This window comes from Pantoea sp. X-Soil-YNGN-775 (assembly GCF_059730575.1).
In genome coordinates this window covers 823,356-849,003 of sequence record NZ_AP035945.1, presented here as the reverse complement: position 1 = coordinate 849,003, position 25,648 = coordinate 823,356, and the positions used below count along the sequence as shown (strand labels likewise).

The window sequence follows — 25,648 nt, the reverse complement described above, 5'->3', positions numbered from 1 at the left end:
GCAGGCGTTTCGTCCGGCCCGGTGGCTGAATGAAACGCCTTGCGCTGACCTCAGGGTGCGTCCGGAGCCGGATGCGTTTTGATCCAGTGTTCGGCAATCTGCTGACGGCTGCAAATCCAGACGTCATCATGCTGCTGGATATGATCGAGGAAGTTCTGCAACGCACGGAATTTTCCGGGACGCCCCAGCAGGCGGCAATGCATGCCGACCGACATCATCTTCGGCGCCGTTTCGCCCTCTTCATACAGCACATCAAAGGTATCGCGCAGATAGGTGAAGAACTGTTCGGCGGTATTGAAGCCCTGTGGCGAGGCAAAACGCATGTCGTTGCACTCCAGAGTGTAAGGGATAATCAGGTGCGGTCTGACCGTGCCATCCTGACAGGTGACCTGGGTCCAGAACGGCAGATCGTCGCCATAATAATCGCTGTCGTAGCTGAAACCGCCCTGCTCCACCACCAGACGGCGGGTGTTCGGGCTGTCACGGCCGGTGTACCAGCCGGTCGGCGCTTTACCAAACAGGTCGAGCAGCACATCCACCGCCTGCTGCATATGCTGGCGTTCGGTTTTGGCGTCCATCCCCTGATAGTGGATCCAGCGCCAGCCGTGGCTCACTACGTCGTAGTCCGCCTGTTTAATCGCCTCAACAATCTCCGGATGACGAGCCAGCGCCATCGCTACACCAAACACGGTGAGCGGCAGACCGCGTTTCTGGAATTCATTATGGATGCGCCAGAAGCCAGCGCGTGAGCCGTACTCATACAGCGACTCCATCGACATATGGCGATCGGGATAACTGGCCGCGCCAATGATGTCGGAGAGAAATTGCTCCGAGCCGGCGTCGCCGTGCAGCACGCTATTTTCCGCTCCTTCTTCGTAATTAAGGACAAACTGCACCGCCACGCGGGCGTTGTTGGGCCAGGCGGCGTGCGGCGGATTGGCGCCATAACCGATTAAATCGCGCGGATAGTTTTTGTTAAAGCTGTACTCTTTCTTCTCTGCAGCGTCAGTCATTACTCGCTTCCTGTCATCAATCGGGAGAGTTCCGTTAGTTTAGATGCTGAAACGCACCTGAGAGAGGTTTCTGCAAAGGCCAGGCCAGATCGCCATGTTTGCTGGTGCCAAAGCCAAGCGCCACCAGCGACTCGACCATTTTTACCGCTGCGCCGACGCCATCAATCACCGGCAGGCCGAGTTCCTGCGTCAGGGAAGCGGCCAGTGTCGCCATCCCGCCGCAGCCCAGCACAATCGCTCCGCTGCCATCTTCACGCTTCGCCTGGATGCAGCGCTGGCGGACTTTCTCCTGCGCCAGTCCGCTGCCATCTTCCAGTGCCAGTACCGGCAGATCGATGGCGTGTAGCGCCGCGCAGTGATGACTGAAGCCATACTGCTGCAGCAGATGGCGCGCAATCACCAGCGTGCGCGGCAGCGTGGTGACAATTGAGAAACGCGTCGCCAGCAGCGTCGCGGTGTGCATCGCCGCTTCCGCGATTCCCACCACCGGACCGCTGGCCAGCTCCCGCGCCGCCAGCAGACCCGGATCGCCAAAGCAGGCAATCACATGGCCGCTGACGCCCTGCGCTTTACCCAGCTTGATCTGCTCCAGCACACCGATAGCGGCTATCGCTTCGTCGAAATGGCCTTCAATCGACGGCACGCCGTGCGCCGGGCAAACGGCCAGAATTTCGGTGCCCGGAGCCGCCACGGCGCGGGCTGCCTGACCGATGGTTTCGGTCATGGCCAGGCTGGTATTCGGGTTGATGACCTGAATCAGGCTCATGATGCGCTTCCTTTATCCGTGCCAAACAGCCGGGCGAAATCGGGCAGGGTTTCACCGCTGCGTTCAAAGTGCAGGCCGGAGACAATGTGTTCGAAGTGGTGCTGCAGCGCCTGCGTCAGCGGTGTCAGCGCACGCTCGCGCAGCAGGCTGAGCAGCGTAGTGTGATCGTCACAGCGACAGCCGTGCTGCCAGGGTGCGCCATAGGCGGCAATCACCAGCGAGGAGCGCTGCGTCAGGCGGGTCACCATCCCGGTCAGCACCTGGTTACCGGAGATCGCCTGCAGCTGAATATGAAACGCAGCCGACAGCCGAATCGCGGCCGCACCATCATGGTCGGCGTGCGCCTGATTCTCCTGCGCGATCAACTGCGCCAGCGCCGCCAGATGCGGTGGCTGCAGATGCGCCAGCACCGCGGGCAGGTTGGCGCACTCAATTAAGCTGCGGGTACGAAAGATATCGCGCGCTTCGTCAACGCCCGGGGTGGCAACCTGTGCACCGCGTTTGGGCGTCAGCGTCACCATTTGCACTGCCGCGAGGCGTTGCAGCACTTTACGGATCCCGGTGCGACTGACGCCAAATACCGCAGAAAGGGCCTCTTCCGGTAATTTACTGCCGGGTGGCAGCTGATGTTCAACGATCGCGTTCATCAACGCCTGATAGATAGCCTCATCTTTATCATGCCGTTCGGCGGCCGTGATCTGGCCTGTTTCACTCTTCATTACCCGCTCCGGTAGGTGATTGTGCGCAGCATATCGTATACGTGAAGATTAATTTTTGTATACAAGAAAACAAATCTGGCCTGAATCCTGCAATACGCTTTCACGCAATTATTCATTCCACTCTCGGGTAGAGGAGCAGGTTTCATGCCAAATCATTCAACGGTGGCCAGCAAGGCCTCTGAAGCCAACGCCAGCTACAGCCCACGGCTGTGTAACGACGACCTGGCACCGACCCGCAACCAGAACTGGTCGTGGTACAACATTTTTTCATTCTGGATGTCGGATGTGCACAGCATGGGCGGCTACGTGGTGGCCGCCAGCTTCTTTACGCTGGGATTAGCCAGCTGGCAGGTGCTGCTGTGTCTGCTGGTGGGCATCTGTATCGTGCAGATCTGCGCCAACCTGGTGGCGAAACCAAGCCAGATGGCGGGCGTGCCTTATGCGGTAATCTGCCGTCAGGCGTTTGGGGTGTTTGGCGCTAACATACCAGCGGTGATCCGCGGACTGATCGCCTTTGCGTGGTATGGCATTCAGACCTATCTGGCCGCCAACGCGCTGATGCTGGTGCTGCTGAAGTTTGCGCCGTCGCTGTCGTCGCTGACCGAAACCAGCTGGCTGGGTCTGTCGCTGCTGGGCTGGTGCTGCTTTGGTACCATGTGGCTGCTGCAGGCGATGGTGTTCTGGCACGGCATGAGCGCCATCAAGCGTTTTATTGATGTCGCCGGGCCGGCAGTCTATGTGGTGATGGTGGCGCTGGCCGGCTGGATTGTATACAAGACCGGTTTTGATGGTATCTCTTTCACTCTCGCCAGCAAGTCGCTGTCAGCCGGGGAGCAGACATGGCAGATGATTACCGCCACCGCGTTAGTGGTTTCCTACTTCTCCGGCCCGCTGCTGAACTTTGGTGATTTCTCACGTTACGGCAAAAGCATGGCGGAGATCCGTCGCGGTAACCGTTGGGGCCTGCCGTTCAACTTTCTGCTGTTTTCGATTGTGACGGTGGTGATTGTCTCTGGCACCCAGTCGCTGTTCGGTAAAATGATCACCGACCCCATTGAAACCGTGAGCCGGGTCGGTAATGACCTCGCGGTAGCGATTGGCCTGCTGACCATGATTATCGCCACCATCGGCATCAACATCGTGGCTAACTTTGTCTCACCGGCGTTCGACTTCTCTAACTGCTCGCCGCAGAAAATCAGCTTCCGGACAGGCGGAATGATCGCCGCCGTGGGTTCGGTGCTGTTAACGCCGTGGAATCTGTTCCAGTCACCGGAGCTGATTCACTATACCCTTGACGTGCTGGGTTCCTTTATCGGCCCGCTGTTCGGCATTCTGCTGACGGATTTTTATCTGATTAAGCGTGGCCGTATTGATGTGAACGACCTGTTCAATGACACCCCGGCGGGCCGTTACTGGTATCGCGGCGGCTTTAATCCGAAAGCGATTGGCGCACTGCTGCCTTCGGTCGCGATCTGCCTGGTGATCAGCTTTATTCCGTCACTGCATGAGGTCGCGAACTTTAGCTGGTTTATCGGTGCGGGTCTGGCGGCAGGCTGTTATCGCTTTATCGCCCGCGAGGATCGTGAAACCGAAGAGGTGAACAGCTGGCGCAGTAACGTCGCGGTGCAGAAGGATTAAACACGCTGGCAGTGAGTGACGCGCAGACAGCAAAAAGCCGATTCATTACTGAATCGGCTTCTTTAAAGAGATTGGCGGAACGGACGGGGCTCGAACCCGCGACCCCCTGCGTGACAGGCAGGTATTCTAACCAACTGAACTACCGCTCCGCGCTTTGTTCCCCGTCGAGAACGAGGCGAATATTAATGGCAGGCTCCCACCACGTCAACGCTTTTTCCGGAGGAAAAAACCGTTTGCTGGTTTTTTCACCTTCACGCTGATTTTTCCCGCAAAATCACTGACTTCAGCCGCGCCACAGGCAGCTGCCGCCCTTCTTCATCACCAGATCGAGACGTGATTCATGCGCGACGATCTCCTCATCGCTGGCGGTCACCACCCGTAAAGCGGATGCCGGACGCACAATGCGCTGAATGCTCTCCCCCTGCGCCTGACGGGCGCTTTCACTCTCCGATAAAAATGAGAGTGAGGTCTGTCCGCCGGTCATGGTCAGGAATACGTCAGCGAGGATCTCGGCATCGAGCAGTGCGCCGTGCAGAGTTCGTTTGCTGTTGTCGATCTCATAGCGTGAGCAGAGCGCATCAAGGCTGTTGCGCTTGCCGGGGAACATCCGGCGCGCCAGGGCCAGACTGTCGGTAATCTTGCAGAAGGTTTCCGTTTTTTCGATGCCGCGCTGCAGTTTGGCGAATTCGTAGTCCATAAAGCCGATATCAAACGGCGCGTTATGGATGACCAGCTCAGCGCCGCGAATATAGTCGAGAAACTCATCGGCAATTTCGCTGAACGTAGGCTTGTCGGCGAGGAACTCATCTGCAATGCCGTGCACGCCAAACGCCTCCGGATCCACCAGCCGATCGGGCTTCAGATACATATGAAAATTGTTACCGGTCAGGCGACGGTTAATCACTTCGACCGCACCAATCTCAATGATGCGGTGACCCTCATAATGTACCCCGATCATGTTCATGCCGGTGGTTTCAGTATCGAGTACGATCTGGCGGTTATTTGCAGTGCTCATAAGACCCGTTTTATGTCAGACTTGGCGTTTTTGAGAGGAAGTCTACCAGAGATGCGCAAACAGGTAGAAATATTCACCGATGGATCCTGTCTTGGAAATCCCGGCCCCGGCGGTTACGGTGCCATTTTACGTTACGGCCAGCATGAGAAAACCTTCAGCGCTGGCTATCACCTCACCACCAATAACCGGATGGAGCTGATGGCGGCGATTGTCTCGCTTGAAGCGCTGAAACAGCCGTGCGATGTGGTGCTCAGCACCGACAGTCAGTATGTCCGTCAGGGAATTACCAGCTGGATCCACAACTGGAAGAAACGCGGCTGGAAAACGGCCGATAAAAAACCGGTAAAGAATGTCGATCTCTGGCAGCGTCTCGATCTCGCGCTCAGCACCCACCAGATTCAGTGGGAGTGGGTAAAAGGCCACGCCGGACATCCGGAAAATGAGCGCTGTGATGAACTGGCGCGCAGCGCTGCTGAGAATCCCGCCTTCGATGACATCGGTTATAAAACCGAATCCTGATCCTCTTTCTGCCGGAACTGGCGCGTGGCGTTGACCGTCTGACGAATCTTACTGGTACTCAGGCTTTTCTTCGCCCGGGTCGGAATCAGCGGGAAGGTCCGCTTGCGCGCCACCACAATATTCAGACAGCCCAGCGCCGGCAGGTGGGCACTGATCACTTTCCCGCCCTGCCGATGCCACGGCAGCACCTGAAAGCGGGTACGGAACACCACTTCATAATTGAGCAGCCCCAGCCAGTCGAGTAATCGCATCTGGCTGAACATCCTGCCGCTCCACGGCGCCTTACGCGGTAAGCCCGGCACGATTTTACTGACGCCGAGCAGGCTGAAAGGATTAAAGCCACTGATGATCATCCAGCCGTCGTCAATTAAGACCCGATCGACTTCGCGTAATACCCGATGCGGATCCTGGCTCCACGCCAGGGTATGCGCCAGTAGACAGGCATCAATTGATTTCGATTCAAACGGCAGCTGCATCGGATTTGCCAGCACCTGTAACAGCTCGCCTTCACTGCCGACATTGACCTGATGTGAAATAGCACAGTTTTCCGTGTTGATTTCTGCGCTCAGGTTGCCAAGCTTAAGCATATGAAAGCCATAAAGCTTTCCAAGGTAAGGCTGCAACTGCTGCGTCAGCGCGTCACGAAAATAGTCTCCCCATGGCATATCGCGCCATGAGAGCGGCGCATTCAGAATCTGGCGTGTTTTAGCGGGCTTCATGCTTTACCATCTTCCTTTTTCTACGACCTGCGAGAGGTGATGATGAATCTTACCAGTATTCCTGCGTTGCAGGATAACTACATCTGGACACTGACAAATGATGAAGGGAAATGCCTGATTGTCGATCCGGGGGAAGCGCAACCGGTGCTGGAAAAAGTGGCCGCCAACGGCTGGCAACCGGTCGCCATCCTGTTAACCCATCACCATAACGATCACACCGGTGGGGTAAAAGCGCTGTGTGAGCAGTTCCCGCAGCTTGAGGTTTTCGGTCCACAGGAAACCGCCAGTAAAGGGGCGAAGACCCTGGTACATGAAGGCGATCGGGTCGAGGTGATGGGTTTGACTTTCAAAGTGATCGCGACACCCGGACACACTTTAGGACATATCTCATATTACAGCTCACCTTATCTTTTCTGTGGCGATACGCTTTTTTCAGGCGGCTGCGGACGTCTTTTTGAAGGGACCGCGGAGCAAATGTATGATTCTTTTCAAAAGCTTAATCAGCTACCAGGCGATACACTGGTCTGCTGCGCACATGAATATACTTTATCCAATTTGAAGTTTGCTGCGGCTATTCTGCCTCATGACCCACAAATAACGGCCGAATATCAGAAAATTAAGGACTTACGTGCCGAAAATGGCATTAGTTTGCCAACAAAACTGGCGCACGAACGGACAATAAATTTATTTCTTCGTACCCAAGATGCTGATTTACAAAGGGCTTTAAGGGTTAACACGGCTACAGGACCGGTATGGCAAACATTTGCCGTTCTACGCGAGAAGAAAGACGCTTTTTGATTTTTCGGGTTGTGTTGTGAAAACGCGTCACGTATAGTTGCTCGTCTTTTAAGCGAACTATTGACACACACATGAAGGCTAAAGCGATATTACTCGCCTCGGTCTTGCTGGTGGGATGTCAGGCATCAAGGAATGACGCCAATATCCCCGAACAGCATGCCCAGAGTCTGTCTTCAGCTGGTCAAGGTGAAAATGGAAAGTACGGAGACGAGTTTTTGTCGCCGCGTTGGCAGGAAGATGGAACTGGCCTCGCAGCAGACGCAGATCTCTGGAGTTTCATTAGTGACGAGTTGAAGATGGGGATTCCGGAAAACCCGCGAATCCGCGAACAAAAAAGTAAATTTTTAAAAAATAAGAGCTATCTCCACGATGTAACATTACGGGCAGAGCCGTACATGTACTGGATAGTCGAGCAGATACAGAAACGTAAAATGCCGATGGAACTGGTACTGCTACCCATAGTGGAGAGCGCTTTTGACCCCCGCGCAACCTCATCCGCCAATGCCGCTGGTATCTGGCAGATTGTTGCGGCAACGGGTCGAAACTATGGTTTGAAACAGAACCAATATTACGATGGGCGACGTGATGTCGTTGCATCCACCAAAGTTGCGCTGGATATGATGCAGCGTCTCAACACCATGTTCGACGGTGACTGGTTACTGACCATTGCCGCCTACAACAGTGGTGAAGGACGGGTGCTAAAAGCGATTAAGCAGAATAAGGCGCGCGGTAAGCCGACTGACTTCTGGCACTTATCGCTGCCACGCGAAACCACGGTGTATGTGCCGAAAATGTTAGCCCTGAGTGAGTTGCTCAAAAATAACAAGCGTTACGGTATCAAACTGCCGACGCCTAACGAAAGCCGTGCTCTGGCACGTGTGGAAGTGGGTCAGCAGATAAAACTGACGCAGGCCGCAGAAATGGCGGGTATGTCGCTCACTAAGTTGAAGAGCTTCAATACCGGCTACAAAGGCGGTGCGACAGCGCCAAACGGACCGCACTACATTATGGTGCCTAAGTCCAACGTCGCTAAGTTGCGTAACTCACTGGCTTCCGGTGACATCGCAGCGGTACAACCGACCCAGCTCGCGAAAGCCAGCGCCAGTGGCGGTTATAAAGTGCGACGGGGTGATACTCTGTCAGGTATTGCCTCAAAACTTGGCGTTAGCGTGAGTACACTGAAGCAGGATAACAACCTGCGCGGTGCGGATATCCGACCGGGTCAGACGCTGACTATCGGTTCGAATGGCACCCGCCTGGCTGATAACGGCAACAGCATCACCTATCGTGTTCGTAAGGGTGATTCTCTTGCCAGTATTGCACGGCATCACGGCGTCAATATTAAAGACGTGATGCGCTGGAACAGTGTGCTGGACAATGCGAAAGATATTCAGCCCGGCGATAATTTAACGCTGTTCGTGAATAATAACGCCAATCCTGATACCTGATACGTTGAAAAGGCTGACAATTGTCAGCCTTTTTCTTTGATCTACCCAGCTTCTCCCCTGCCCTTTACCGCCAGCCGGGTCAACTCACCCAACCGCATCGATTAGCCTCTCGGATTAAACTCCACCAGTAACGGATTGTGGTCAGACGCGCGCGTGACCAGCACCGAGGCTTCACTGACGGCCAGATCGCGATAAAATACGAAGTCCAGCGGGCGGCCAAACGCTTTACGACGATGATCGGCGGTAAACATCACTTCCTCCAGTTTCATCCGGTGGGCAAAGCGATAGAGCGCATTAATACGCTGGCGGCTCCAGGCATTGAAATCTCCTGCCATGATCACCGGACCGCGATGGTGCATGATCTGCTCGCCAATCGGCCCCAACTGCTTGCTGTAAACGTCTATGCCTAAACTGAAGTTCACCGCATGGATGTTGACTACCATCAGCATATCGCCGGTCGGTAATGGGTAGGCGGTAACCAGTGCCGATTTTGCCAGCCTGAGAAGCGGCTCACGCTCGCGCAACGGACAACAATAGACTGGGTGAGCTGAAGCCAGCGTCATCACGCCTGAGGGGTGCTGAGGCAGCACAAAGGCGGGCACCTGATCGGCGGCCAGATAATTACTGGTGGCGAACTCAACCAGTTCCGGTGTGGTCTGCGCCTCCTGCAACAGCACCAGGTGCGCATCTTTACCGAAACCTTCCAGCACAGACATCCAGTCGGCACGTTGCTGCTTAAAGATATTCCATACCAGTACTTTGAGGTTAGGATGAGCGGGCAATGGCACGCCGGGCGGCAGTCCCTGACCGAGATGTAGCATCGCGCCCGGCGGAAAAATCTGTTCCGCTGGTTGTCCCGCAACATATCGCATTGCATAAGTTTTTTTGCGCACTTTCCCGCCTGACTGATGGTTCAAAAAACAGATAACACAGATCTGTTATAGGGATTTTAGTCCGGGGTTTCAATGGATGCAGATCAATGTCGGAATCCAGCCCCCTTTTCAGCGAAAAATCTGCTGCTTTGTCGGCTTGAAGAAACTGGTCGGGAAACAGACATCGCATTGATCAAGCTAAGGCTGATCTCCCCCTATAATGATGATAAAAATTGCACCCTGGCACAATATACCAGCCGGGTGCCGCATTCCGGGTCAGGTAACAATACGGAGAGCAGTAATGAAGGCGTCTTCCGACGAGCTTAAAGTGTTTGTCAGTGTAGTAGAAAGTGGAAGCTTCAGTCGCGCAGCTGAACAGATGCGGATGGCGAACTCTGCCGTCAGCCGGACGATTAAAAAACTGGAGGGCAAGCTGGGCGTCGCGCTGCTGACCCGCACCACACGTCAGCTGGCGCTGACCCAGGAGGGCGAGCGCTATTTCCGCCACGTACAACGTTTCCTGCAGCAGATGACGACAGCTGAAAGCGAGTTGATCGAAACCCTGCAGGCCCCGAAGGGGTTGCTACGGGTTGATGCCGCCACACCGGTGATCCTGCATTTATTGATGCCGATGATCAAACCGTTTCGGGAGCGTTATCCCGACATCACGCTCTCATTGATCTCGTCGGAGAGTTTTATCAATCTTATTGAGCGTAAAGTCGACGTAGCGATACGTGCCGGCAACCTGACAGACTCGACGTTGCGCGCACGGCTGTTGTTTAACAGTTTCCGCAAGCTGGTTGCGTCGCCAGCCTATCTGGCAGAGTACGGCACGCCGAAAACGGTAGCGGATCTGGCACAGCATCAGTGTCTCGGCTTCGTCGATCCGTCACGTCTTAACCGCTGGCCGGTCGCCCTGGATAATGGTGAACTTTATGACATTACCTGGGAAATTTCGTCTAATAGCGGTGAAACAATCAAACAACTGAGCCTGACTGGTAACGGTATTGCCTGCCTGTCTGACTATATGATCGATCGTGAAATTGCCGAGGGGAAACTGATAGAGGTGCTGGCGGAACAGCGTTTGCCGGTTGAGATGCCCTTTAACGCGGTCTACTACAGTGACATTGGCCTGAGCCAGCGGGTGCGTGCCTTTATCGATTTTCTCAGTGAGTGGACTGCCGATCAACCCTGGCAGATCGAGGATCGTTCGTCGACAGAGTTACCTTAACCGATCCCGCTCTGCTCGCGCTGGCGGGTTACCGCTGCGCTGACGTCATCTACGCTGGCTTAATTCGATGCAATGGAAAAAGCCCTGACCGTTAAGTCAGGGCTTACCCATTAAGTGGCGGAACGGACGGGGCTCGAACCCGCGACCCCCTGCGTGACAGGCAGGTATTCTAACCAACTGAACTACCGCTCCACCGATTCTTTCACAGCTATCAGCTACTGGCTGATACCCGTCTGTTCCTGCTGCTTTCCTTGTCAGGGGAAAAGGAACAAATTTGATGCCTGGCAGTTCCCTACTCTCGCATGGGGAGACCCCACACTACCATCGGCGCTACGGCGTTTCACTTCTGAGTTCGGCATGGGGTCAGGTGGGACCACCGCGCTACAGCCGCCAGGCAAATCTTGGTGCACGGAACGAATCTTTTGCGTCATGACCGTGCGCCATGCCGCAGAATCCTTCGTTCCCGCTAATTTTTATCCGTCACAAGCTGAAAATCTGTCCCTCAAAAACGCCTCTGGCGTTGTAAGGTTAAGCCTCACGGGTCATTAGTACCGGTTAGCTCAACGCATCGCTGCGCTTACACATCCGGCCTATCAACGTCGTCGTCTTCAACGTCCCTTCAGGACCCTTAAAGGGTCAGGGAGAACTCATCTCGGGGCAAGTTTCGTGCTTAGATGCTTTCAGCACTTATCTTTTCCGCACTTAGCTACCGGGCAATGCCATTGGCATGACAACCCGAACACCAGTGGTGCGTTCACTCCGGTCCTCTCGTACTAGGAGCAACCCCCCTCAATTCTCCAGCGCCCACGGCAGATAGGGACCGAACTGTCTCACGACGTTCTAAACCCAGCTCGCGTACCACTTTAAACGGCGAACAGCCGTACCCTTGGGACCTACTTCAGCCCCAGGATGTGATGAGCCGACATCGAGGTGCCAAACACCGCCGTCGATATGAACTCTTGGGCGGTATCAGCCTGTTATCCCCGGAGTACCTTTTATCCGTTGAGCGATGGCCCTTCCATTCAGAACCACCGGATCACTATGACCTGCTTTCGCACCTGCTCGAGCCGTCACTCTCGCAGTCAAGCCAGCTTATGCCATTGCACTAACCTCACGATGTCCGACCGTGATTAGCTGACCTTCGTGCTCCTCCGTTACGCTTTAGGAGGAGACCGCCCCAGTCAAACTACCCACCAGACACTGTCCGCACCCCGGATCACGGGGCCACGTTAGAACATCAAACATTAAAGGGTGGTATTTCAAGGTTGGCTCCACGCGGACTGGCGTCCGCGCTTCAAAGCCTCCCACCTATCCTACACATCAAGGCTCAATGTTCAGTGTCAAGCTGTAGTAAAGGTTCACGGGGTCTTTCCGTCTTGCCGCGGGTACACTGCATCTTCACAGCGAGTTCAATTTCACTGAGTCTCGGGTGGAGACAGCCTGGCCATCATTACGCCATTCGTGCAGGTCGGAACTTACCCGACAAGGAATTTCGCTACCTTAGGACCGTTATAGTTACGGCCGCCGTTTACCGGGGCTTCGATCAAGAGCTTCTCCTTGCGGATAACCCCATCAATTAACCTTCCGGCACCGGGCAGGCGTCACACCGTATACGTCCACTTTCGTGTTTGCACAGTGCTGTGTTTTTAATAAACAGTTGCAGCCAGCTGGTATCTTCGACTGGCTTCGGCTCGGGGAGCAAGTCCCTCCACCTACGCGCCAGCGTGCCTTCTCCCGAAGTTACGGCACCATTTTGCCTAGTTCCTTCACCCGAGTTCTCTCAAGCGCCTTGGTATTCTCTACCTGACCACCTGTGTCGGTTTGGGGTACGATTTTGTGTTACCTGATGCTTAGAGGCTTTTCCTGGAAGCAGGGCATTTATCACTTCAGCACCGTAGTGCCTCGTCGTCACGCCTCAGTGTAAAGTGAACCGGATTTGCCTGGAACACACACCTACACGCTTAAACCGGGACAACCGTCGCCCGGCTGATATAGCCTTCTCCGTCCCCCCTTCGCAGTAACACCAAGTACAGGAATATTAACCTGTTTCCCATCGACTACGCCTTTCGGCCTCGCCTTAGGGGTCGACTCACCCTGCTCCGATTAACGTTGAACAGGAACCCTTGGTCTTCCGGCGAGCGGGCTTTTCACCCGCTTTATCGTTACTTATGTCAGCATTCGCACTTCTGATACCTCCAGCATGCCTCACAGCACACCTTCGACGGCTTACAGAACGCTCCCCTACCCAACAACACATAGTGTCGCTGCCGCAGCTTCGGTGCATGGTTTAGCCCCGTTACATCTTCCGCGCAGGCCGACTCGACCAGTGAGCTATTACGCTTTCTTTAAATGATGGCTGCTTCTAAGCCAACATCCTGGCTGTCTGTGCCTTCCCACATCGTTTCCCACTTAACCATGACTTTGGGACCTTAGCTGGCGGTCTGGGTTGTTTCCCTCTTCACGACGGACGTTAGCACCCGCCGTGTGTCTCCCGTGATAACATTCTTCGGTATTCGCAGTTTGCATCGGGTTGGTAAGCCGGGATGGCCCCCTAGCCGAAACAGTGCTCTACCCCCGAAGATGAGTTCACGAGGCGCTACCTAAATAGCTTTCGGGGAGAACCAGCTATCTCCCGGTTTGATTGGCCTTTCACCCCCAGCCACAGGTCATCCGCTAATTTTTCAACATTAGTCGGTTCGGTCCTCCAGTTAGTGTTACCCAACCTTCAACCTGCCCATGGCTAGATCACCGGGTTTCGGGTCTATACCCTGCAACTTAACGCCCAGTTAAGACTCGGTTTCCCTGCGGCTCCCCTATACGGTTAACCTTGCTACAGAATATAAGTCGCTGACCCATTATACAAAAGGTACGCAGTCACCCCCATAAAGAAGGCTCCCACTGCTTGTACGTACACGGTTTCAGGTTCTGTTTCACTCCCCTCGCCGGGGTTCTTTTCGCCTTTCCCTCACGGTACTGGTTCACTATCGGTCAGTCAGGAGTATTTAGCCTTGGAGGATGGTCCCCCCATATTCAGACAGGATACCACGTGTCCCGCCTTACTCATCGAGCTCACAGCCTGTGTGTTTTTGTGTACGGGAGTATCACCCTGTACCCTGCGACTTTCCAGACGCTTCCACTAACACACAAGCTGATTCAGGCTCTGGGCTGCTCCCCGTTCGCTCGCCGCTACTGGGGGAATCTCGGTTGATTTCTTTTCCTCGGGGTACTTAGATGTTTCAGTTCCCCCGGTTCGCCTTGCAGCACTATGTATTCATGCTGCAATGATGCACTGAGTGCACCGGGTTTCCCCATTCGGACATCGACGGCTGTAGCGGTTCATATCACCTTACCGTCGCTTTACGCAGATTAGCACGTCCTTCATCGCCTCTGACTGCCAGGGCATCCACCGTGTACGCTTAGTCGCTTAACCTCACAACCCACAGGCGTTTTTCAACGCTGCGTGCTGCAAGCATTTGAGAGACTCGAACATGTCGTGGCTTTCATTCTTATTACGGAGAATGAAAACGACATGTCGTTTCAATTTTCAGCTTGTTCCGGATTGTTAAAGAGCAAATATCTCAAACGCGGCTCGGCTGCTCACGCAACTGAATCGGTTTTGAGATACTTCGTGGAGACACCTTTCACCTGTCACCAAGCAAGTGGCGTCCCCTAGGGGATTCGAACCCCTGTTGCCGCCGTGAAAGGGCGGAGTCCTAACCGCTAGACGAAGGGGACACAAAGGTGTCACGACTTCGCAGCCGTCTTGCTCATTACTTTTTATCAGACAATCTGTGTGGACACTGCGCGGGAAGGTATCTTCAGGTAAGGAGGTGATCCAACCGCAGGTTCCCCTACGGTTACCTTGTTACGACTTCACCCCAGTCATGAATCACAAAGTGGTAAGCGCCCTCCCGAAGGTTAAGCTACCTACTTCTTTTGCAACCCACTCCCATGGTGTGACGGGCGGTGTGTACAAGGCCCGGGAACGTATTCACCGTGGCATTCTGATCCACGATTACTAGCGATTCCGACTTCACGGAGTCGAGTTGCAGACTCCGATCCGGACTACGACGCACTTTGTGAGGTCCGCTTGCTCTCGCGAGGTCGCTTCTCTTTGTATGCGCCATTGTAGCACGTGTGTAGCCCTACTCGTAAGGGCCATGATGACTTGACGTCATCCCCACCTTCCTCCGGTTTATCACCGGCAGTCTCCTTTGAGTTCCCGACCGAATCGCTGGCAACAAAGGATAAGGGTTGCGCTCGTTGCGGGACTTAACCCAACATTTCACAACACGAGCTGACGACAGCCATGCAGCACCTGTCTCAGCGTTCCCGAAGGCACCAATCCATCTCTGGAAAGTTCGCTGGATGTCAAGAGTAGGTAAGGTTCTTCGCGTTGCATCGAATTAAACCACATGCTCCACCGCTTGTGCGGGCCCCCGTCAATTCATTTGAGTTTTAACCTTGCGGCCGTACTCCCCAGGCGGTCGACTTAACGCGTTAGCTCCGGAAGCCACTCCTCAAGGGAACAACCTCCAAGTCGACATCGTTTACGGCGTGGACTACCAGGGTATCTAATCCTGTTTGCTCCCCACGCTTTCGCACCTGAGCGTCAGTCTTCGTCCAGGGGGCCGCCTTCGCCACCGGTATTCCTCCAGATCTCTACGCATTTCACCGCTACACCTGGAATTCTACCCCCCTCTACGAGACTCAAGCCTGCCAGTTTCAAATGCAGTTCCCAGGTTAAGCCCGGGGATTTCACATCTGACTTAACAGACCGCCTGCGTGCGCTTTACGCCCAGTAATTCCGATTAACGCTTGCACCCTCCGTATTACCGCGGCTGCTGGCACGGAGTTAGCCGGTGCTTCTTCTGCGGGTAACGTCAATCGACGCGGTTATTAACCACATCGCCTTCCTCCCCGCTGAAAGTACTTTACAACCCGAAGGCCTTCTTCATACACGCGGCATGGCTGCATCAGGCTTGCGCCCATTGTGCAATATTCCCCACTGCTGCCTCCCGTAGGAGTCTGGACCGTGTCTCAGTTCCAGTGTGGCTGGTCATCCTCTCAGACCAGCTAGGGATCGTCGCCTAGGTGGGCCATTACCCCGCCTACTAGCTAATCCCATCTGGGTTCATCCGATAGTGAGAGGCCCGAAGGTCCCCCTCTTTGGTCTTGCGACGTTATGCGGTATTAGCCACCGTTTCCAGTGGTTATCCCCCTCTATCGGGCAGATCCCCAGACATTACTCACCCGTCCGCCACTCGTCACCCAAGGAGCAAGCTCCTCTGTGCTACCGTCCGACTTGCATGTGTTAGGCCTGCCGCCAGCGTTCAATCTGAGCCATGATCAAACTCTTCAATTTAAGTTTGATTTGCTTAAACAAGTTAAGCGGTGCTCATCTGTAAAACGTCATAATGAATTTCATTATGTGTTCACTCGTGAGACTTGATATTTTTTACGTCCGGAGACGCTGATATCAATCCTGCGAGTGCCCACACAGATTGTCTGATAAATTGTTAAAGAGCAGTGCGAGCAGCGGGTTAACCGTCTGTCGCGAGGTGGCGTATATTACGCTTTCCTCCTTCAGAGTCAACTTCTTTTTCAGAAGCTTTTCTCCGGCGGCGCAGTCTCCTGTGCCTGCTGACCCGTCTCTCCGTAAGCCGGTGTTCCGTGTCAGTGGAGGCGCATTATAGGGAACGCTTCAGATAGCGCAAGTGCAAATTTAAACTTTTTTGCTGTTCGTCTGAAATTTGCACAAAAGCGCCATTTTAGCCCTGTTTGATACGCGCCGGCAGCGCGGCAAGGTTATCAATTACCCAGTCTGCTGCGGCTTCGCCTTCGGCGGTGACCGGCTTACCGCTCCGCACCAGCACTTTCTTACCGACGCCCGCAGCCTGCCCCGCCAGCATATCCTCCAGCTTATCGCCCACCATATAAGACGCTGCCATATCAATATGCAGCTCCTGCTGGGCAGTTAATAGCATGCCCGGCTGCGGTTTGCGGCAATCACACTCCTGGCGGAACTCTTCGACTACGGCCTCTGGATGATGCGGACAGAAATAGATGCCATCCAGATCCACATCGCGATCGGCTAATGACCAGTCCATCCATTCGGTCAGGCGCATAAAGGTATCTTCAGTAAACATGCCGCGCGCAATGCCAGACTGATTGGTCACCACCACCAGCGCAAAACCCATCTTCTTCAGTTGCTGCAGCGCCTCAATAGTGCCGTCAATGAACTGGAAATCATCAATTTCATGGACATAGCCATGGTCGACGTTAAGGGTGCCATCGCGATCAAGAAAAATGGCTGGGACTTTATTCGCCACGTAGAAACTCCTGCTGTAAAAATTGCCGATCAGTATCGCATGATTGCTATAAAAGGGAGAATGCCAGATTGAATCACTTTCATTGATTTAGACGTCTGGATGCCTTACCATCCATCCAGCTTTGACAGCATATCAGGCTTGACCGCCTGCCACACCACGGACAACGCAACACGATAATAAATAACGTAATGATTAAATTAGAAAATATCACCAAGGTGTTTCAGCAAGGCAACCGTACCATTCAGGCGTTATCTGACGTCAGTCTGCACGTGCCTGCCGGACAAATTTATGGCGTCATCGGGGCTTCCGGTGCCGGCAAAAGTACATTGATTCGTTGCGTTAACCTGCTTGAACGCCCTACTTCGGGCCGGGTACTGGTGGATGGCGCTGACCTGACCGCGCTTAACGAACGCCAGTTAACCCAGGCGCGTCGTCAGATTGGCATGATCTTTCAGCACTTTAACCTGATGAATTCCCGCACCGTCGCCGGCAACGTTTCGCTGCCGCTCGAGCTGGGTAACCTGTCACGCGAGCAGATTAAGGCGCGGGTCGCTGAACTGCTGGAGCTGGTCGGCCTGTCCGATAAGCATGATGCCTGGCCCGCCAACCTTTCCGGCGGCCAGAAGCAACGCGTCGCGATTGCCCGCGCCTTGGCCAGTAATCCTAAGGTGCTGCTGTGTGATGAAGCCACCAGCGCCCTCGATCCGGCCACTACCCGCTCGATTCTGGAGCTGCTGAAAGATATTAACCGTCGGCTCGGCCTGACCATTCTGTTGATCACCCATGAGATGGATGTGGTGAAACGCATCTGTGACCAGGTCGCCGTCATCAGTCAGGGTGAACTGATTGAGAAAGACAGCGTCAGCGAAGTCTTCTCACATCCGAAAACGCCGCTGGCGCAGCAGTTCATTCAGTCGACGCTGCATCTGGATATCCCGGATGACTATCAACAACGCCTATCAGCCGCTGCCAGCCACGATAATGTGCCGCTGCTGCGTCTGGAGTTCACCGGTAAGTCGGTCGATGCGCCGCTGCTGTCGGAAGCGGCCCGCCGTTACAACGTTAATAACAACATTATCAGTGCCCAAATGGATTATGCCGGCGGTGTGAAATTCGGCATTATGCTGGCCGAAATGCACGGCACAGAAAGCGATACCCGTCAGGCCATCGCCTGGCTGCAGGAGAATCACGTGAAAGTAGAGGTGTTAGGTTATGTCTGAGGCGATGATGTGGTTGCTGGGGCGCGGCGTATGGGAAACGCTGATGATGACCTTTGTCTCGGGCTTCTTTGGCTTTGTGCTGGGTCTGCCGGTCGGCGTGTTGCTGTATGTCACCCGTCCGGGACAGATTCTGCAGAATCAGGGGCTCTACCGCGTGCTCTCGGCGCTGGTGAATATCTTCCGTTCGATTCCTTTTATTATCCTGCTGGTCTGGATGATTCCATTCACCCGCGTCATCGTCGGTACGTCGATTGGCTTACAGGCCGCGATTGTGCCGTTAACCGTCGGCGCCGCACCTTTTATTGCACGTATGGTGGAGAATGCTCTGCTGGAACTGCCCACCGGACTGATTGAAGCGTCACGCGCGATGGGCGCCACGCCAATGCAGATTATCCGCAAGGTACTGTTACCTGAAGCGATGCCAGGCCTGGTCAACGCGGCGACCATCACCCTGATTACGCTGGTCGGTTACTCCGCCATGGGCGGCGCAGTCGGCGCAGGCGGTCTGGGTCAGATCGGTTATCAGTACGGTTATATCGGCTACAACGCCACGGTGATGAATACGGTGTTGGTGTTGTTAGTGGTTTTGGTGTATCTCATTCAATTCTGTGGTGACCGCATCGTACGTGCGGTGTCCCATAAGTAAGCCAGCAATATCACTATTAAGGAAAGGATATGTCTTTCAGATTTAAAAAAATTGCCGCTGTGGGTGCACTGATTGGCGCAATTGCGCTGGCAGGATGCGATCAAAAAGAGAAAGATCCCAACCATATTAAAGTGGGCGTGATTGTCGGTGCTGAGCAGCAGGTTGCTGAAGCAGCGCAGAAAGTCGCGAAAGAGAAGTATGGCCTCGACGTTGAACTGGTAACGTTTAACGATTACGTGCTGCCTAACGAAGCGCTGAGCAAAGGCGACATCGACGCCAATGCTTTCCAGCACAAGCCGTATCTGGATCAGCAGATCAAGGATCGTGGCTACAAGCTGGTATCAGTCGGTAACTCCTTCGTCTACCCTATCGCCGGCTACTCGAAAAAGATTAAGTCGCTGGATGAGTTGCAGGATGGCGCTCAGGTCGCGATTCCTAACGATCCGACCAACCTGGGCCGTACCCTGCTGCTGCTGCAGAAAGTGGGTCTGATCAAGCTGAAAGATGGCGTGGGTCTGCTGCCGACCTCACTGGATATCACCGAGAACCCAAAACATCTGAAAATTGTTGAGCTGGAAGCGCCACAGCTGCCGCGCTCACTCGACGATCAGCAGATTGCGCTGGCGGTAATCAACACCACCTACGCCAGCCAGATTGGCCTGACGCCGGCTAAAGATGGCATCTTTGTCGAAGATAAAGATTCTCCTTACGTGAACCTGATTGTGGCGCGTGAAGATAATAAAGATGCGGAAAACGTGAAGAAATTCGTTCAGGCCTACCAGTCTGACGAAGTCAACGAAGCCGCAAACAAAGTCTTCAACGGCGGTGCCGTTAAAGGCTGGTAATTCGGTTACTCTTCTTTTAAAGGGCGGCGCTATGCCGCCCTTTCTGTTTTTGGGTGCCCTGCCCGACTTGTTATTTATTCTGGTCCTTGTTTCAATAACGCCACTTTTTGAAACTTGAGGATGTTGCCATGCGTTTTTTACCGCTCTGCTTGTTAGCATTGATGCTGACCGGGTGTGTTCACGAATATCACCCGATAAGCAGCGCACCTTCTCGTCCGCAGCAATCCAGCGAACCGTCCCGTAAGCCGACGCCACGTCCTGCACCGGTTAAGCTCTATACCGATGCGGCTGATCTGGTCAGCAAACCGTTCCGCGATCTCGGTGAAGTCTCTGCTGAAGATTGTCAGATCAGTAATCAGAACTCACCCGCTAACATCGCCACTGCCCGTAAACGCCTGCAGATCCGCGCCTCACAGATGAAAGCCAATGCGGTACTGCTGCATAAATGTGAAATCGTAACCGGTACGCCAGGCTGCTATCGCCAGGCGGTGTGCCAGGGTTCGGCGCTGAAAGTCAGTAATCAATGAGTGAATTCACCTTTGCGCAAATTGGGGTAATCCGCTCACCGTGGAAAGAGAAGTTTGCCGTACCGCGCCAGCCTGGTCTGGTGCAGGATGGCGGCGGCGAGCTGCACCTGCTGGCACCTTATAACCAGCCGGAAGCGGTGCGCGGGCTGGAGGCCTTCAGTCATCTGTGGCTGCTGTTCGTGTTCCATCAGACCATGGCGGGTGGCTGGCGACCAACGGTACGTCCGCCCCGTCTCGGCGGCAATGCGCGCATCGGGGTTTTCGCGACCCGCTCAACCTTCCGGCCTAATCCGATTGGTATGTCACTGGTTGAGCTTAAGGGCATCCATATCGATAAACAGCAGGTCATCCTGCAGCTCGGCAGTCTGGATCTGGTCGACGGGACGCCGGTGGTTGATATCAAACCTTACCTGCCGTTTGCAGAAGCCTTACCGCACGCCGGGGCCGGTTTTGCCCAGGCAGCCCCGGCCGCTGATATGCCGGTCCGCTTCTCGGATCAGGCGCAACAGCAATTGCAGCAGCTGCAGGCGCGCTACCCGCATTTGGCGCGCTTTATCACTGAAGTCCTGGCGCAGGATCCCCGTCCGGCTTACCGTAAAGGCGAAGTGGAGCAGCGGGAATATGCCGCCTGGCTGATCGATTTTAATGTGCGCTGGCGGATCGACGCGGCCGGAACGGAAGTGATCGCCATCGACCCGCGTTAAAACCCGCTTTTGAGCCGGTGATCTCACTGGTACACTAGCCGCCAGCAAAATTCTGTCTGTGACTTTCCGATCAACTGGAATCGTAATCAATGCGTACTACTCAATATCTGCTCTCTACTCAGAAAGAGACGCCTTCCGACGCTGAAGTGATCAGCCACCAGCTGATGCTGCGCGCCGGTATGATCCGCAAACTGGCTTCTGGCTTGTATACCTGGTTACCGACCGGGGTGCGCGTGCTGAAAAAAGTCGAAAACATCGTGCGTGAAGAGATGAACAACGCCGGCGCGATTGAGATTTCAATGCCGGTCGTGCAGCCTGCCGATTTATGGCAAGAGAGCGGTCGCTGGGAAGAGTATGGCCCGGAACTGTTACGTATTGCGGATCGCCACGATCGTCCGTTCGTGCTTGGCCCGACGCACGAGGAAGTGGTCACTGACCTGATCCGTAACGAGCTGAGCTCATACAAGCAGCTGCCGCTGAATCTGTATCAGATTCAGACCAAATTCCGCGATGAAGTGCGCCCGCGTTTTGGCGTGATGCGTTCCCGTGAATTCATCATGAAGGATGCTTACTCATTCCACGTTTCCCAGCAGTCGCTGCAGGAGACGTACGAGGCGATGTACCGCGCTTACAGTCAGAGCTTCACCCGGATGGGGCTGGATTTTCGTGCGGTGCAGGCGGATACCGGTTCGATCGGCGGCAGCGCATCCCATGAGTTCCAGGTGCTGGCGCAGAGCGGTGAAGATGACGTGATCTTCTCTACTGAATCGGATTATGCGGCAAATATCGAGCTGGCCGAAGCGGTTGCGCCGGCCGGGGAACGCGCTCAGCCGACGCAGGAAATGCGCCTGGTTGATACGCCAGATGCCAAAACCATCGCCGAACTGGTAGAGCAATTCCAGCTGCCGATTGAGCAGACGGTGAAGACGCTGATCGTGAAAGGTGCTGAAGAGAGCGGCCATGCGCTGGTTGCCCTGCTGGTGCGCGGCGATCACCAGCTGAACGAGATCAAAGCGGAAAAAGCGGACATCGTGGCTGCACCACTGGTGTTCGCTACCGAAGAAGAGATCCGGGCTGCCGTAGGTGCTGGTCCAGGTTCTATCGGTCCGGTCGGCCTGAAGATGCCGATTATCGCCGATCGTACCGTGGCGAAGATGAGTGATTTCAGCGCTGGCGCAAACGTCGACGGTAAACATTACTTTGGCATCAACTGGGAGCGCGATCTGCCGCTGGCCAGCGTAGCGGATATCCGTAACGTGGTCGAAGGCGATCTCAGTCCGGATGGCAAAGGTACCTTGCAGATTAAACGCGGTATCGAAGTGGGTCACATCTTCCAGCTCGGCACCAAATATTCCGATGCGATGAAAGCCTCGGTGCAGGGTGAAGATGGCCGCAACCAGGTGATGAGCATGGGCTGCTACGGCATCGGTATCACCCGCGTAGTCGCGGCGGCGATTGAACAGAACCATGACGATCGCGGCATTATCTGGCCTGCGGCGCTGGCACCGTTCGAAGTCGCGATTCTGCCAATGAACATGCAGAAATCGTTCCGGGTGAAAGAGCTGGCGGAAGAGCTGTACGCGACGCTGCGTGCCAAAGGCGTGGATGTGATTCTGGATGACCGTAAAGAGCGCCCGGGCGTAATGTTCGCCGACATGGAACTGATTGGCGTGCCGCACACCATCGTGATTGGCGATCGCAATCTCGACAATCAGGAGATTGAATATAAAGCGCGCCGTGCCGGTGAGAAGCAGATGATCAAGCAGGATGAGATCGTCGACTTCCTGCTGAAAGCATTAAATAAGTAATCGTTTCAGACGCCCCGCTTGCGGGGCGTTTTTTATTGCACCTTACCGCGCATCGACTTGGTGGTACTGCGTCGGGCTTTCCCCTCCAGCCGTCGCTCTTTAGAGGCGCGGGTCGGCCGTGTGGCACGCCGGGCCTTTTCTACCGTACTCAGTTCCCGAATCAGATTAACCAGACGCTGCAGCGCCGCTTCGCGGTTCATCTCCTGACTGCGGTGTTCCTGCGACTTAATCACCACAATCCCTTCGCGCGTAATCAGATGGTGACTGGCAGCCAGCAGTCGCTGTTTATAAAAGAGTGGCAACGAGGATGCGGCAATATCAAACCGCAAATGTATCGCCGTACTGGCTTTATTGACATGTTGTCCCCCGTTGCCCTGCGCCCGAATCGCGGTCAGCTCAATTTCACTCTCCGGGATTTCAACACTGCGTGACAGCATAATCATCTGCCACCTTCCCGTACGCTTAGGGCGTTTACTGCCGATAACCTGTTCATCAACTTAACCTTTTGTGCTTTGACTCTTTCCGCGTCAGACAGCGGAATCTGTCACTTTAGCAGTGTTTTGCGTGCTGTTCCTGCTTTAAGCGGGCTGATTTCCTGCAAATGGCTGTGATATAGTCGCCAGTTAACCAGAGTATTGACGCTCTGCTGAGGAGGGCCACGTGCAAAATTATTGTGAGTTAGTTCGCCGAAAATATGCCGAAATCGGCAGCGGGGATTTAGGTTACATACCCGATGCGATTGGCTGCGCATTGAAGGCGCTTAATGATATTGCTGCAGATACTGCGCTAAACTCTTCTGTCAGGGAACAGGCGGCCTACGCCGCTGCTAACTTATTGGTGAGCGACTATGTTGATAAATGAAGCGTACCAACCCATCAATTGCGATGATTACGACAACCTGGAACTCGCCTGCCAAAATAACTGGATGCTGTCGCTGGAAATGAAAAATGGCGAGCAGCTCAGCGCAAAGGCCAGCGAGATTTTTTCACGCAAGAATGTGGAATATCTGGCCATCGATCTTGCCGGTGAAACCCGCGAGTTACGCCTCGACCATATCGCCAGCTTCAGTCATCCGGAGCTGGGAACGGTGGTTGTCAGCGCAGAATAATCCACGTTTTCCGGGCGGGACTTTCCCGCCCTTTCCCCTTCAGGGCTGTAGAGAACCGTAGTACGCCGCTAAATCTGCCATATCTGCATCACTTAATCCCGCGACGAACGCTTTCATCACCTCGGCCTGTCCCCCGCTGCGTTCACCTTTTTTATACGCCTGCAGGGCATGCTCAAGATAGGCCGGCTGTTGACCGGCCAGGTTAGGATAAAGCGGCACCGTGGCTTTTCCTTCTGCACCGTGACAGGCCATGCAGCTGGCTGCTTTCTGCGCCCCGCTCTGCGCATCACCCGCCGCCCAGGCCGGTAGCGCGGCGACCAGTAAACACGCCGCGATCCACGTTTTCATCATTGCTCTCCTGCGTTTTTATAGTGAATGCCAGACAGCCTGCCAGCCATGCTGGTCAATGGCCGCGCCCTCACGGGTAATGAAAAGATCCGGCGCGCAGACCAGCGTCTGATTGTAAAAAATTAATGGAATACGTTCGCGTTGCCACGGCGGAATGTGCAGCGCCTGCCATAGCTTCTTCATTTCCCGTCCGCCGCTGCGCCCCACCAGATGAACCTGACCGTGGGCATGAAACCGCACGCTGACCTGCTCATTCAGTCGGGGAAAACGTAACAGGTGTTGAGACTGGCTGGCCTGCAACGTGCCCAGATCGTCAGGCAACGCCAGCGGCTGGTGAAGATCGGGCCACGTCAGCTGGACATCACGTAACGAGCTGAGCCGCGGCAGCCAGTAGAGTTGCTGGCGATAGCGTCGCAGTTCAGCCTGACCAAACTGCAGCCGCGGCTGGGCATCTTCACGGCTCGCCATCACTTCATTACGGATGCGGTTCAGGGCATCCCGTGACGGCATCGCCCCGCCCTGACCGGCAATCCAGCGACGCAGTAGCGCATTGGCACGCACCTCACTCATCGTCAGTAAGGGCGAAAAGTGTAAGCTGCCGTCAGGCTGAATCAGCGCGCTGAGCTGTTCAGCCAGTAACTCATCCAGTAACTGTTCCTGCTCACTGCAGAGTGCCGCGCTACGGGCCGTCGCCTCGGCAAAATGGGGCCAGCGCTGACTGAGTTCAGGCAGCAGACGCTGGCGCAGAAAGTTACGGTCGTAGCGCAGATCCTGATTGCTCTCATCCTCAACCCACACCAGCTGATGCGTCCGGGCATACTGCTCCAGCGCCTGGCGGGAATGATTGAGCAACGGCCGTAACAGACGATGCGCGCCGAGTGAGCGCGATTGCGGCATCGCAGCTAAGCCGGCCGGGCCACTGCCACGCTTCAGCGCCAGTAATAAGGTTTCACATTGATCGTCGAGATGCTGGGCAGTCAGTAAGGTTTCGCCCGGCTGAAGCGCCGCGCTCAGCGCCTGATAGCGGGCGGTGCGGGCGGCGGCTTCAATGCCGCTGTCACGCCCATCGACCCTGACCCGCAACACCTCACACGCTAACTGCCATTGCTGACAGAGCGCCAGACAGTGCGCAGCCCAGCGATCGGCATTCGGGCTGAGTCCGTGATGAACGTGCAGTGCCCGCAGGCGGGATTGAGGAGAGTGCAGCTGCTGCCAGCGCCATGCCTGATGCAGCAGCACGGTTGAATCGAGTCCGCCGCTGAATGCCACCACCAGCGCGGCATCCGGTTGCAGCAGAGAATCAAGAGCAGACAAAGACATGGTGCAATCCAGACAATCGGGCCACCGGATGTGGCCCACCGAGCGCGCTATT

The 25,648-nt window shown here is 55.0% G+C and carries 24 protein-coding genes, 3 tRNA genes, 3 rRNA genes and 1 pseudogene; 15 read left to right on the top strand and 16 right to left on the bottom strand.

What is annotated here, in order from left to right; genetic code table 11:
- Positions 1-50: 50 nt before the first annotated feature.
- Genes puuE through AC6I8I_RS03790 form a run of 3 tightly spaced genes read right to left on the bottom strand, consistent with a single transcriptional unit; the run spans position 51 to position 2,498 of the window.
- A complete protein-coding gene (puuE, locus tag AC6I8I_RS03800) occupies positions 51-1,013 on the bottom strand; it encodes an allantoinase PuuE (RefSeq protein ID WP_312057108.1) in 963 nt (320 codons plus the stop codon).
- 34 nt (positions 1,014-1,047) lie between these two features.
- Entirely contained in the window at positions 1,048-1,779 is a 732-nt protein-coding gene (hpxA, locus tag AC6I8I_RS03795; RefSeq protein ID WP_312758388.1) for an allantoin racemase, read from the bottom strand.
- Complete coding sequence (locus tag AC6I8I_RS03790; RefSeq protein WP_312057112.1) at positions 1,776-2,498, bottom strand: GntR family transcriptional regulator; 723 nt, start codon at positions 2,496-2,498, stop codon at positions 1,776-1,778. The genes hpxA and AC6I8I_RS03790 overlap by 4 nt, the downstream gene beginning before the upstream one ends.
- Positions 2,499-2,642: 144 nt before the next feature.
- Here AC6I8I_RS03790 and AC6I8I_RS03785 point away from each other — a divergent pair, with 144 nt between their 5' ends.
- A complete protein-coding gene (locus AC6I8I_RS03785; RefSeq protein WP_312057114.1) occupies positions 2,643-4,136 on the top strand; it encodes an NCS1 family nucleobase:cation symporter-1 in 1,494 nt (497 codons plus the stop codon).
- 72 nt (positions 4,137-4,208) lie between these two features.
- Here the strand turns inward: AC6I8I_RS03785 and AC6I8I_RS03780 are convergent.
- Positions 4,209-4,285, bottom strand: a tRNA-Asp gene (locus AC6I8I_RS03780).
- Between the two features lie 134 nt (positions 4,286-4,419).
- Entirely contained in the window at positions 4,420-5,100 is a 681-nt protein-coding gene (dnaQ, locus tag AC6I8I_RS03775; RefSeq protein WP_353848065.1) for a DNA polymerase III subunit epsilon, read from the bottom strand.
- Here dnaQ and AC6I8I_RS03770 point away from each other — a divergent pair.
- Together AC6I8I_RS03770 and rnhA are read left to right on the top strand one after the other, a co-directional pair.
- Positions 5,091-5,153 (top strand): annotated as a pseudogene (locus AC6I8I_RS03770) (hypothetical protein); the annotation flags it as partial. The gene dnaQ and the pseudogene AC6I8I_RS03770 overlap by 10 nt on opposite strands.
- Before the next feature lie 49 nt (positions 5,154-5,202).
- A complete protein-coding gene (gene rnhA / locus AC6I8I_RS03765) occupies positions 5,203-5,670 on the top strand; it encodes a ribonuclease HI (protein WP_031377455.1) in 468 nt (155 codons plus the stop codon).
- Here rnhA and AC6I8I_RS03760 read toward each other — a convergent pair.
- Positions 5,652-6,389: a class I SAM-dependent methyltransferase gene (locus AC6I8I_RS03760; RefSeq protein WP_031377454.1), complete on the bottom strand. Its 738-nt coding sequence runs from the start codon at positions 6,387-6,389 to the stop codon at positions 5,652-5,654. The genes rnhA and AC6I8I_RS03760 overlap by 19 nt on opposite strands.
- Positions 6,390-6,431: 42 nt before the next feature.
- Between AC6I8I_RS03760 and gloB the strand changes: the two genes are divergently transcribed.
- Together gloB and mltD are read left to right on the top strand one after the other, a co-directional pair.
- Positions 6,432-7,187, top strand: a complete 756-nt coding sequence (gloB, locus tag AC6I8I_RS03755) for a hydroxyacylglutathione hydrolase (protein WP_312057642.1) — start codon at positions 6,432-6,434, stop codon at positions 7,185-7,187.
- A 71-nt stretch (positions 7,188-7,258) separates the two neighbouring features.
- Complete coding sequence (gene mltD, locus AC6I8I_RS03750; RefSeq protein ID WP_089562377.1) at positions 7,259-8,635, top strand: murein transglycosylase D; 1,377 nt, start codon at positions 7,259-7,261, stop codon at positions 8,633-8,635.
- Between the two features lie 101 nt (positions 8,636-8,736).
- Here mltD and AC6I8I_RS03745 read toward each other — a convergent pair whose 3' ends face one another.
- Positions 8,737-9,528 (bottom strand): endonuclease/exonuclease/phosphatase family protein, encoded by a 792-nt coding sequence (locus AC6I8I_RS03745; protein WP_312057639.1) that lies wholly within the window; start codon positions 9,526-9,528, stop codon positions 8,737-8,739.
- Positions 9,529-9,600: 72 nt separating this feature from the next.
- On the opposite strand from AC6I8I_RS03745, the gene AC6I8I_RS03740 reads away from it, so the two are divergent.
- Both AC6I8I_RS03740 and yafC read left to right on the top strand, forming a co-directional pair.
- The gene (locus AC6I8I_RS03740; protein ID WP_497819667.1) at positions 9,601-9,834 is read left to right on the top strand and encodes a hypothetical protein; all 234 of its coding nucleotides are present in this window, start codon (positions 9,601-9,603) and stop codon (positions 9,832-9,834) included.
- Entirely contained in the window at positions 9,809-10,738 is a 930-nt protein-coding gene (gene yafC, locus AC6I8I_RS03735) for a DNA-binding transcriptional regulator YafC (protein ID WP_497828335.1), read from the top strand. Before AC6I8I_RS03740 ends, yafC begins: the two co-directional genes overlap by 26 nt.
- A gap of 115 nt (positions 10,739-10,853) precedes the next feature.
- Here yafC and AC6I8I_RS03730 read toward each other — a convergent pair.
- The 6 genes from AC6I8I_RS03730 to gmhB all read right to left on the bottom strand — a co-directional run bounded on the left by AC6I8I_RS03730 (position 10,854) and on the right by gmhB (position 17,070).
- A tRNA-Asp gene (locus AC6I8I_RS03730) sits at positions 10,854-10,930 on the bottom strand.
- A gap of 87 nt (positions 10,931-11,017) precedes the next feature.
- Positions 11,018-11,133 (bottom strand): 5S ribosomal RNA (gene rrf, locus AC6I8I_RS03725).
- A 129-nt stretch (positions 11,134-11,262) separates the two neighbouring features.
- Positions 11,263-14,168 (bottom strand): 23S ribosomal RNA (locus AC6I8I_RS03720).
- A 230-nt stretch (positions 14,169-14,398) separates the two neighbouring features.
- Positions 14,399-14,473, bottom strand: a tRNA-Glu gene (locus AC6I8I_RS03715).
- Positions 14,474-14,561: 88 nt separating this feature from the next.
- Positions 14,562-16,103, bottom strand: a 16S ribosomal RNA gene (locus tag AC6I8I_RS03710).
- The 16S, 23S and 5S rRNA genes sit together here with 2 tRNA genes alongside, the layout of an rRNA operon.
- 406 nt (positions 16,104-16,509) lie before the next feature.
- A complete protein-coding gene (gene gmhB / locus AC6I8I_RS03705; protein ID WP_312759288.1) occupies positions 16,510-17,070 on the bottom strand; it encodes a D-glycero-beta-D-manno-heptose 1,7-bisphosphate 7-phosphatase in 561 nt (186 codons plus the stop codon).
- Positions 17,071-17,258: 188 nt separating this feature from the next.
- Here gmhB and metN point away from each other — a divergent pair, with 188 nt between their 5' ends.
- The 6 genes from metN to proS all read left to right on the top strand — a co-directional run bounded on the left by metN (position 17,259) and on the right by proS (position 22,820).
- Positions 17,259-18,290: a methionine ABC transporter ATP-binding protein MetN gene (gene metN / locus AC6I8I_RS03700; RefSeq protein WP_312056782.1), complete on the top strand. Its 1,032-nt coding sequence runs from the start codon at positions 17,259-17,261 to the stop codon at positions 18,288-18,290.
- Entirely contained in the window at positions 18,283-18,936 is a 654-nt protein-coding gene (locus AC6I8I_RS03695) for a methionine ABC transporter permease MetI (RefSeq protein WP_031375299.1), read from the top strand. Before metN ends, AC6I8I_RS03695 begins: the two co-directional genes overlap by 8 nt.
- Before the next feature lie 29 nt (positions 18,937-18,965).
- The gene (locus AC6I8I_RS03690) at positions 18,966-19,781 is read left to right on the top strand and encodes a MetQ/NlpA family lipoprotein (protein ID WP_031375298.1); all 816 of its coding nucleotides are present in this window, start codon (positions 18,966-18,968) and stop codon (positions 19,779-19,781) included.
- A 128-nt stretch (positions 19,782-19,909) separates the two neighbouring features.
- Positions 19,910-20,308, top strand: coding sequence for an envelope stress sensor lipoprotein RcsF (gene rcsF, locus AC6I8I_RS03685; protein ID WP_312056780.1), 399 nt, complete (start codon positions 19,910-19,912; stop codon positions 20,306-20,308).
- Positions 20,305-21,012 (top strand): tRNA (N6-threonylcarbamoyladenosine(37)-N6)-methyltransferase TrmO, encoded by a 708-nt coding sequence (gene tsaA, locus AC6I8I_RS03680; protein WP_312056778.1) that lies wholly within the window; start codon positions 20,305-20,307, stop codon positions 21,010-21,012. The genes rcsF and tsaA overlap by 4 nt, the downstream gene beginning before the upstream one ends.
- Positions 21,013-21,101: 89 nt before the next feature.
- A complete protein-coding gene (gene proS / locus AC6I8I_RS03675; RefSeq protein WP_312056776.1) occupies positions 21,102-22,820 on the top strand; it encodes a proline--tRNA ligase in 1,719 nt (572 codons plus the stop codon).
- A 32-nt stretch (positions 22,821-22,852) separates the two neighbouring features.
- On the opposite strand, the gene arfB is transcribed toward proS, so the two are convergent.
- Entirely contained in the window at positions 22,853-23,263 is a 411-nt protein-coding gene (arfB, locus tag AC6I8I_RS03670) for an alternative ribosome rescue aminoacyl-tRNA hydrolase ArfB (protein WP_312056774.1), read from the bottom strand.
- Between the two features lie 217 nt (positions 23,264-23,480).
- On the opposite strand from arfB, the gene AC6I8I_RS03665 reads away from it, so the two are divergent.
- Both AC6I8I_RS03665 and rof read left to right on the top strand, forming a co-directional pair.
- A complete protein-coding gene (locus AC6I8I_RS03665) occupies positions 23,481-23,681 on the top strand; it encodes a YaeP family protein (protein WP_312056773.1) in 201 nt (66 codons plus the stop codon).
- Complete coding sequence (rof, locus tag AC6I8I_RS03660; RefSeq protein WP_312056772.1) at positions 23,668-23,928, top strand: Rho-binding antiterminator; 261 nt, start codon at positions 23,668-23,670, stop codon at positions 23,926-23,928. The genes AC6I8I_RS03665 and rof overlap by 14 nt, the downstream gene beginning before the upstream one ends.
- Positions 23,929-23,967: 39 nt before the next feature.
- On the opposite strand, the gene AC6I8I_RS03655 is transcribed toward rof, so the two are convergent.
- Together AC6I8I_RS03655 and tilS are read right to left on the bottom strand one after the other, a co-directional pair.
- Entirely contained in the window at positions 23,968-24,276 is a 309-nt protein-coding gene (locus AC6I8I_RS03655) for a c-type cytochrome (protein ID WP_312056785.1), read from the bottom strand.
- Between the two features lie 18 nt (positions 24,277-24,294).
- Positions 24,295-25,596 (bottom strand): tRNA lysidine(34) synthetase TilS, encoded by a 1,302-nt coding sequence (gene tilS, locus AC6I8I_RS03650; protein ID WP_497828334.1) that lies wholly within the window; start codon positions 25,594-25,596, stop codon positions 24,295-24,297.
- Positions 25,597-25,648: the final 52 nt, after the last annotated feature.

Bases quoted from the DNA above. Each gene is read 5' to 3' on its own strand.
- puuE (WP_312057108.1), bottom strand. From the start codon at position 1,013: ATGACTGACGCTGCAGAGAAGAAAGAGTACAGCTTTAACAAAAACTAT.
- hpxA (WP_312758388.1), bottom strand. From the start codon at position 1,779: ATGAGCCTGATTCAGGTCATCAACCCGAATACCAGCCTGGCCATGACC.
- AC6I8I_RS03790 (WP_312057112.1), bottom strand. From the start codon at position 2,498: ATGAAGAGTGAAACAGGCCAGATCACGGCCGCCGAACGGCATGATAAA.
- AC6I8I_RS03785 (WP_312057114.1), top strand. From the start codon at position 2,643: ATGCCAAATCATTCAACGGTGGCCAGCAAGGCCTCTGAAGCCAACGCC.
- dnaQ (WP_353848065.1), bottom strand. From the start codon at position 5,100: ATGAACATGATCGGGGTACATTATGAGGGTCACCGCATCATTGAGATT.
- rnhA (WP_031377455.1), top strand. From the start codon at position 5,203: ATGCGCAAACAGGTAGAAATATTCACCGATGGATCCTGTCTTGGAAAT.
- AC6I8I_RS03760 (WP_031377454.1), bottom strand. From the start codon at position 6,389: ATGAAGCCCGCTAAAACACGCCAGATTCTGAATGCGCCGCTCTCATGG.
- gloB (WP_312057642.1), top strand. From the start codon at position 6,432: ATGAATCTTACCAGTATTCCTGCGTTGCAGGATAACTACATCTGGACA.
- mltD (WP_089562377.1), top strand. From the start codon at position 7,259: ATGAAGGCTAAAGCGATATTACTCGCCTCGGTCTTGCTGGTGGGATGT.
- AC6I8I_RS03740 (WP_497819667.1), top strand. From the start codon at position 9,601: ATGGATGCAGATCAATGTCGGAATCCAGCCCCCTTTTCAGCGAAAAAT.
- yafC (WP_497828335.1), top strand. From the start codon at position 9,809: ATGAAGGCGTCTTCCGACGAGCTTAAAGTGTTTGTCAGTGTAGTAGAA.
- metN (WP_312056782.1), top strand. From the start codon at position 17,259: ATGATTAAATTAGAAAATATCACCAAGGTGTTTCAGCAAGGCAACCGT.
- AC6I8I_RS03695 (WP_031375299.1), top strand. From the start codon at position 18,283: ATGTCTGAGGCGATGATGTGGTTGCTGGGGCGCGGCGTATGGGAAACG.
- AC6I8I_RS03690 (WP_031375298.1), top strand. From the start codon at position 18,966: ATGTCTTTCAGATTTAAAAAAATTGCCGCTGTGGGTGCACTGATTGGC.
- rcsF (WP_312056780.1), top strand. From the start codon at position 19,910: ATGCGTTTTTTACCGCTCTGCTTGTTAGCATTGATGCTGACCGGGTGT.
- tsaA (WP_312056778.1), top strand. From the start codon at position 20,305: ATGAGTGAATTCACCTTTGCGCAAATTGGGGTAATCCGCTCACCGTGG.
- proS (WP_312056776.1), top strand. From the start codon at position 21,102: ATGCGTACTACTCAATATCTGCTCTCTACTCAGAAAGAGACGCCTTCC.
- arfB (WP_312056774.1), bottom strand. From the start codon at position 23,263: ATGATTATGCTGTCACGCAGTGTTGAAATCCCGGAGAGTGAAATTGAG.
- rof (WP_312056772.1), top strand. From the start codon at position 23,668: ATGTTGATAAATGAAGCGTACCAACCCATCAATTGCGATGATTACGAC.
- AC6I8I_RS03655 (WP_312056785.1), bottom strand. From the start codon at position 24,276: ATGAAAACGTGGATCGCGGCGTGTTTACTGGTCGCCGCGCTACCGGCC.
- tilS (WP_497828334.1), bottom strand. From the start codon at position 25,596: ATGTCTTTGTCTGCTCTTGATTCTCTGCTGCAACCGGATGCCGCGCTG.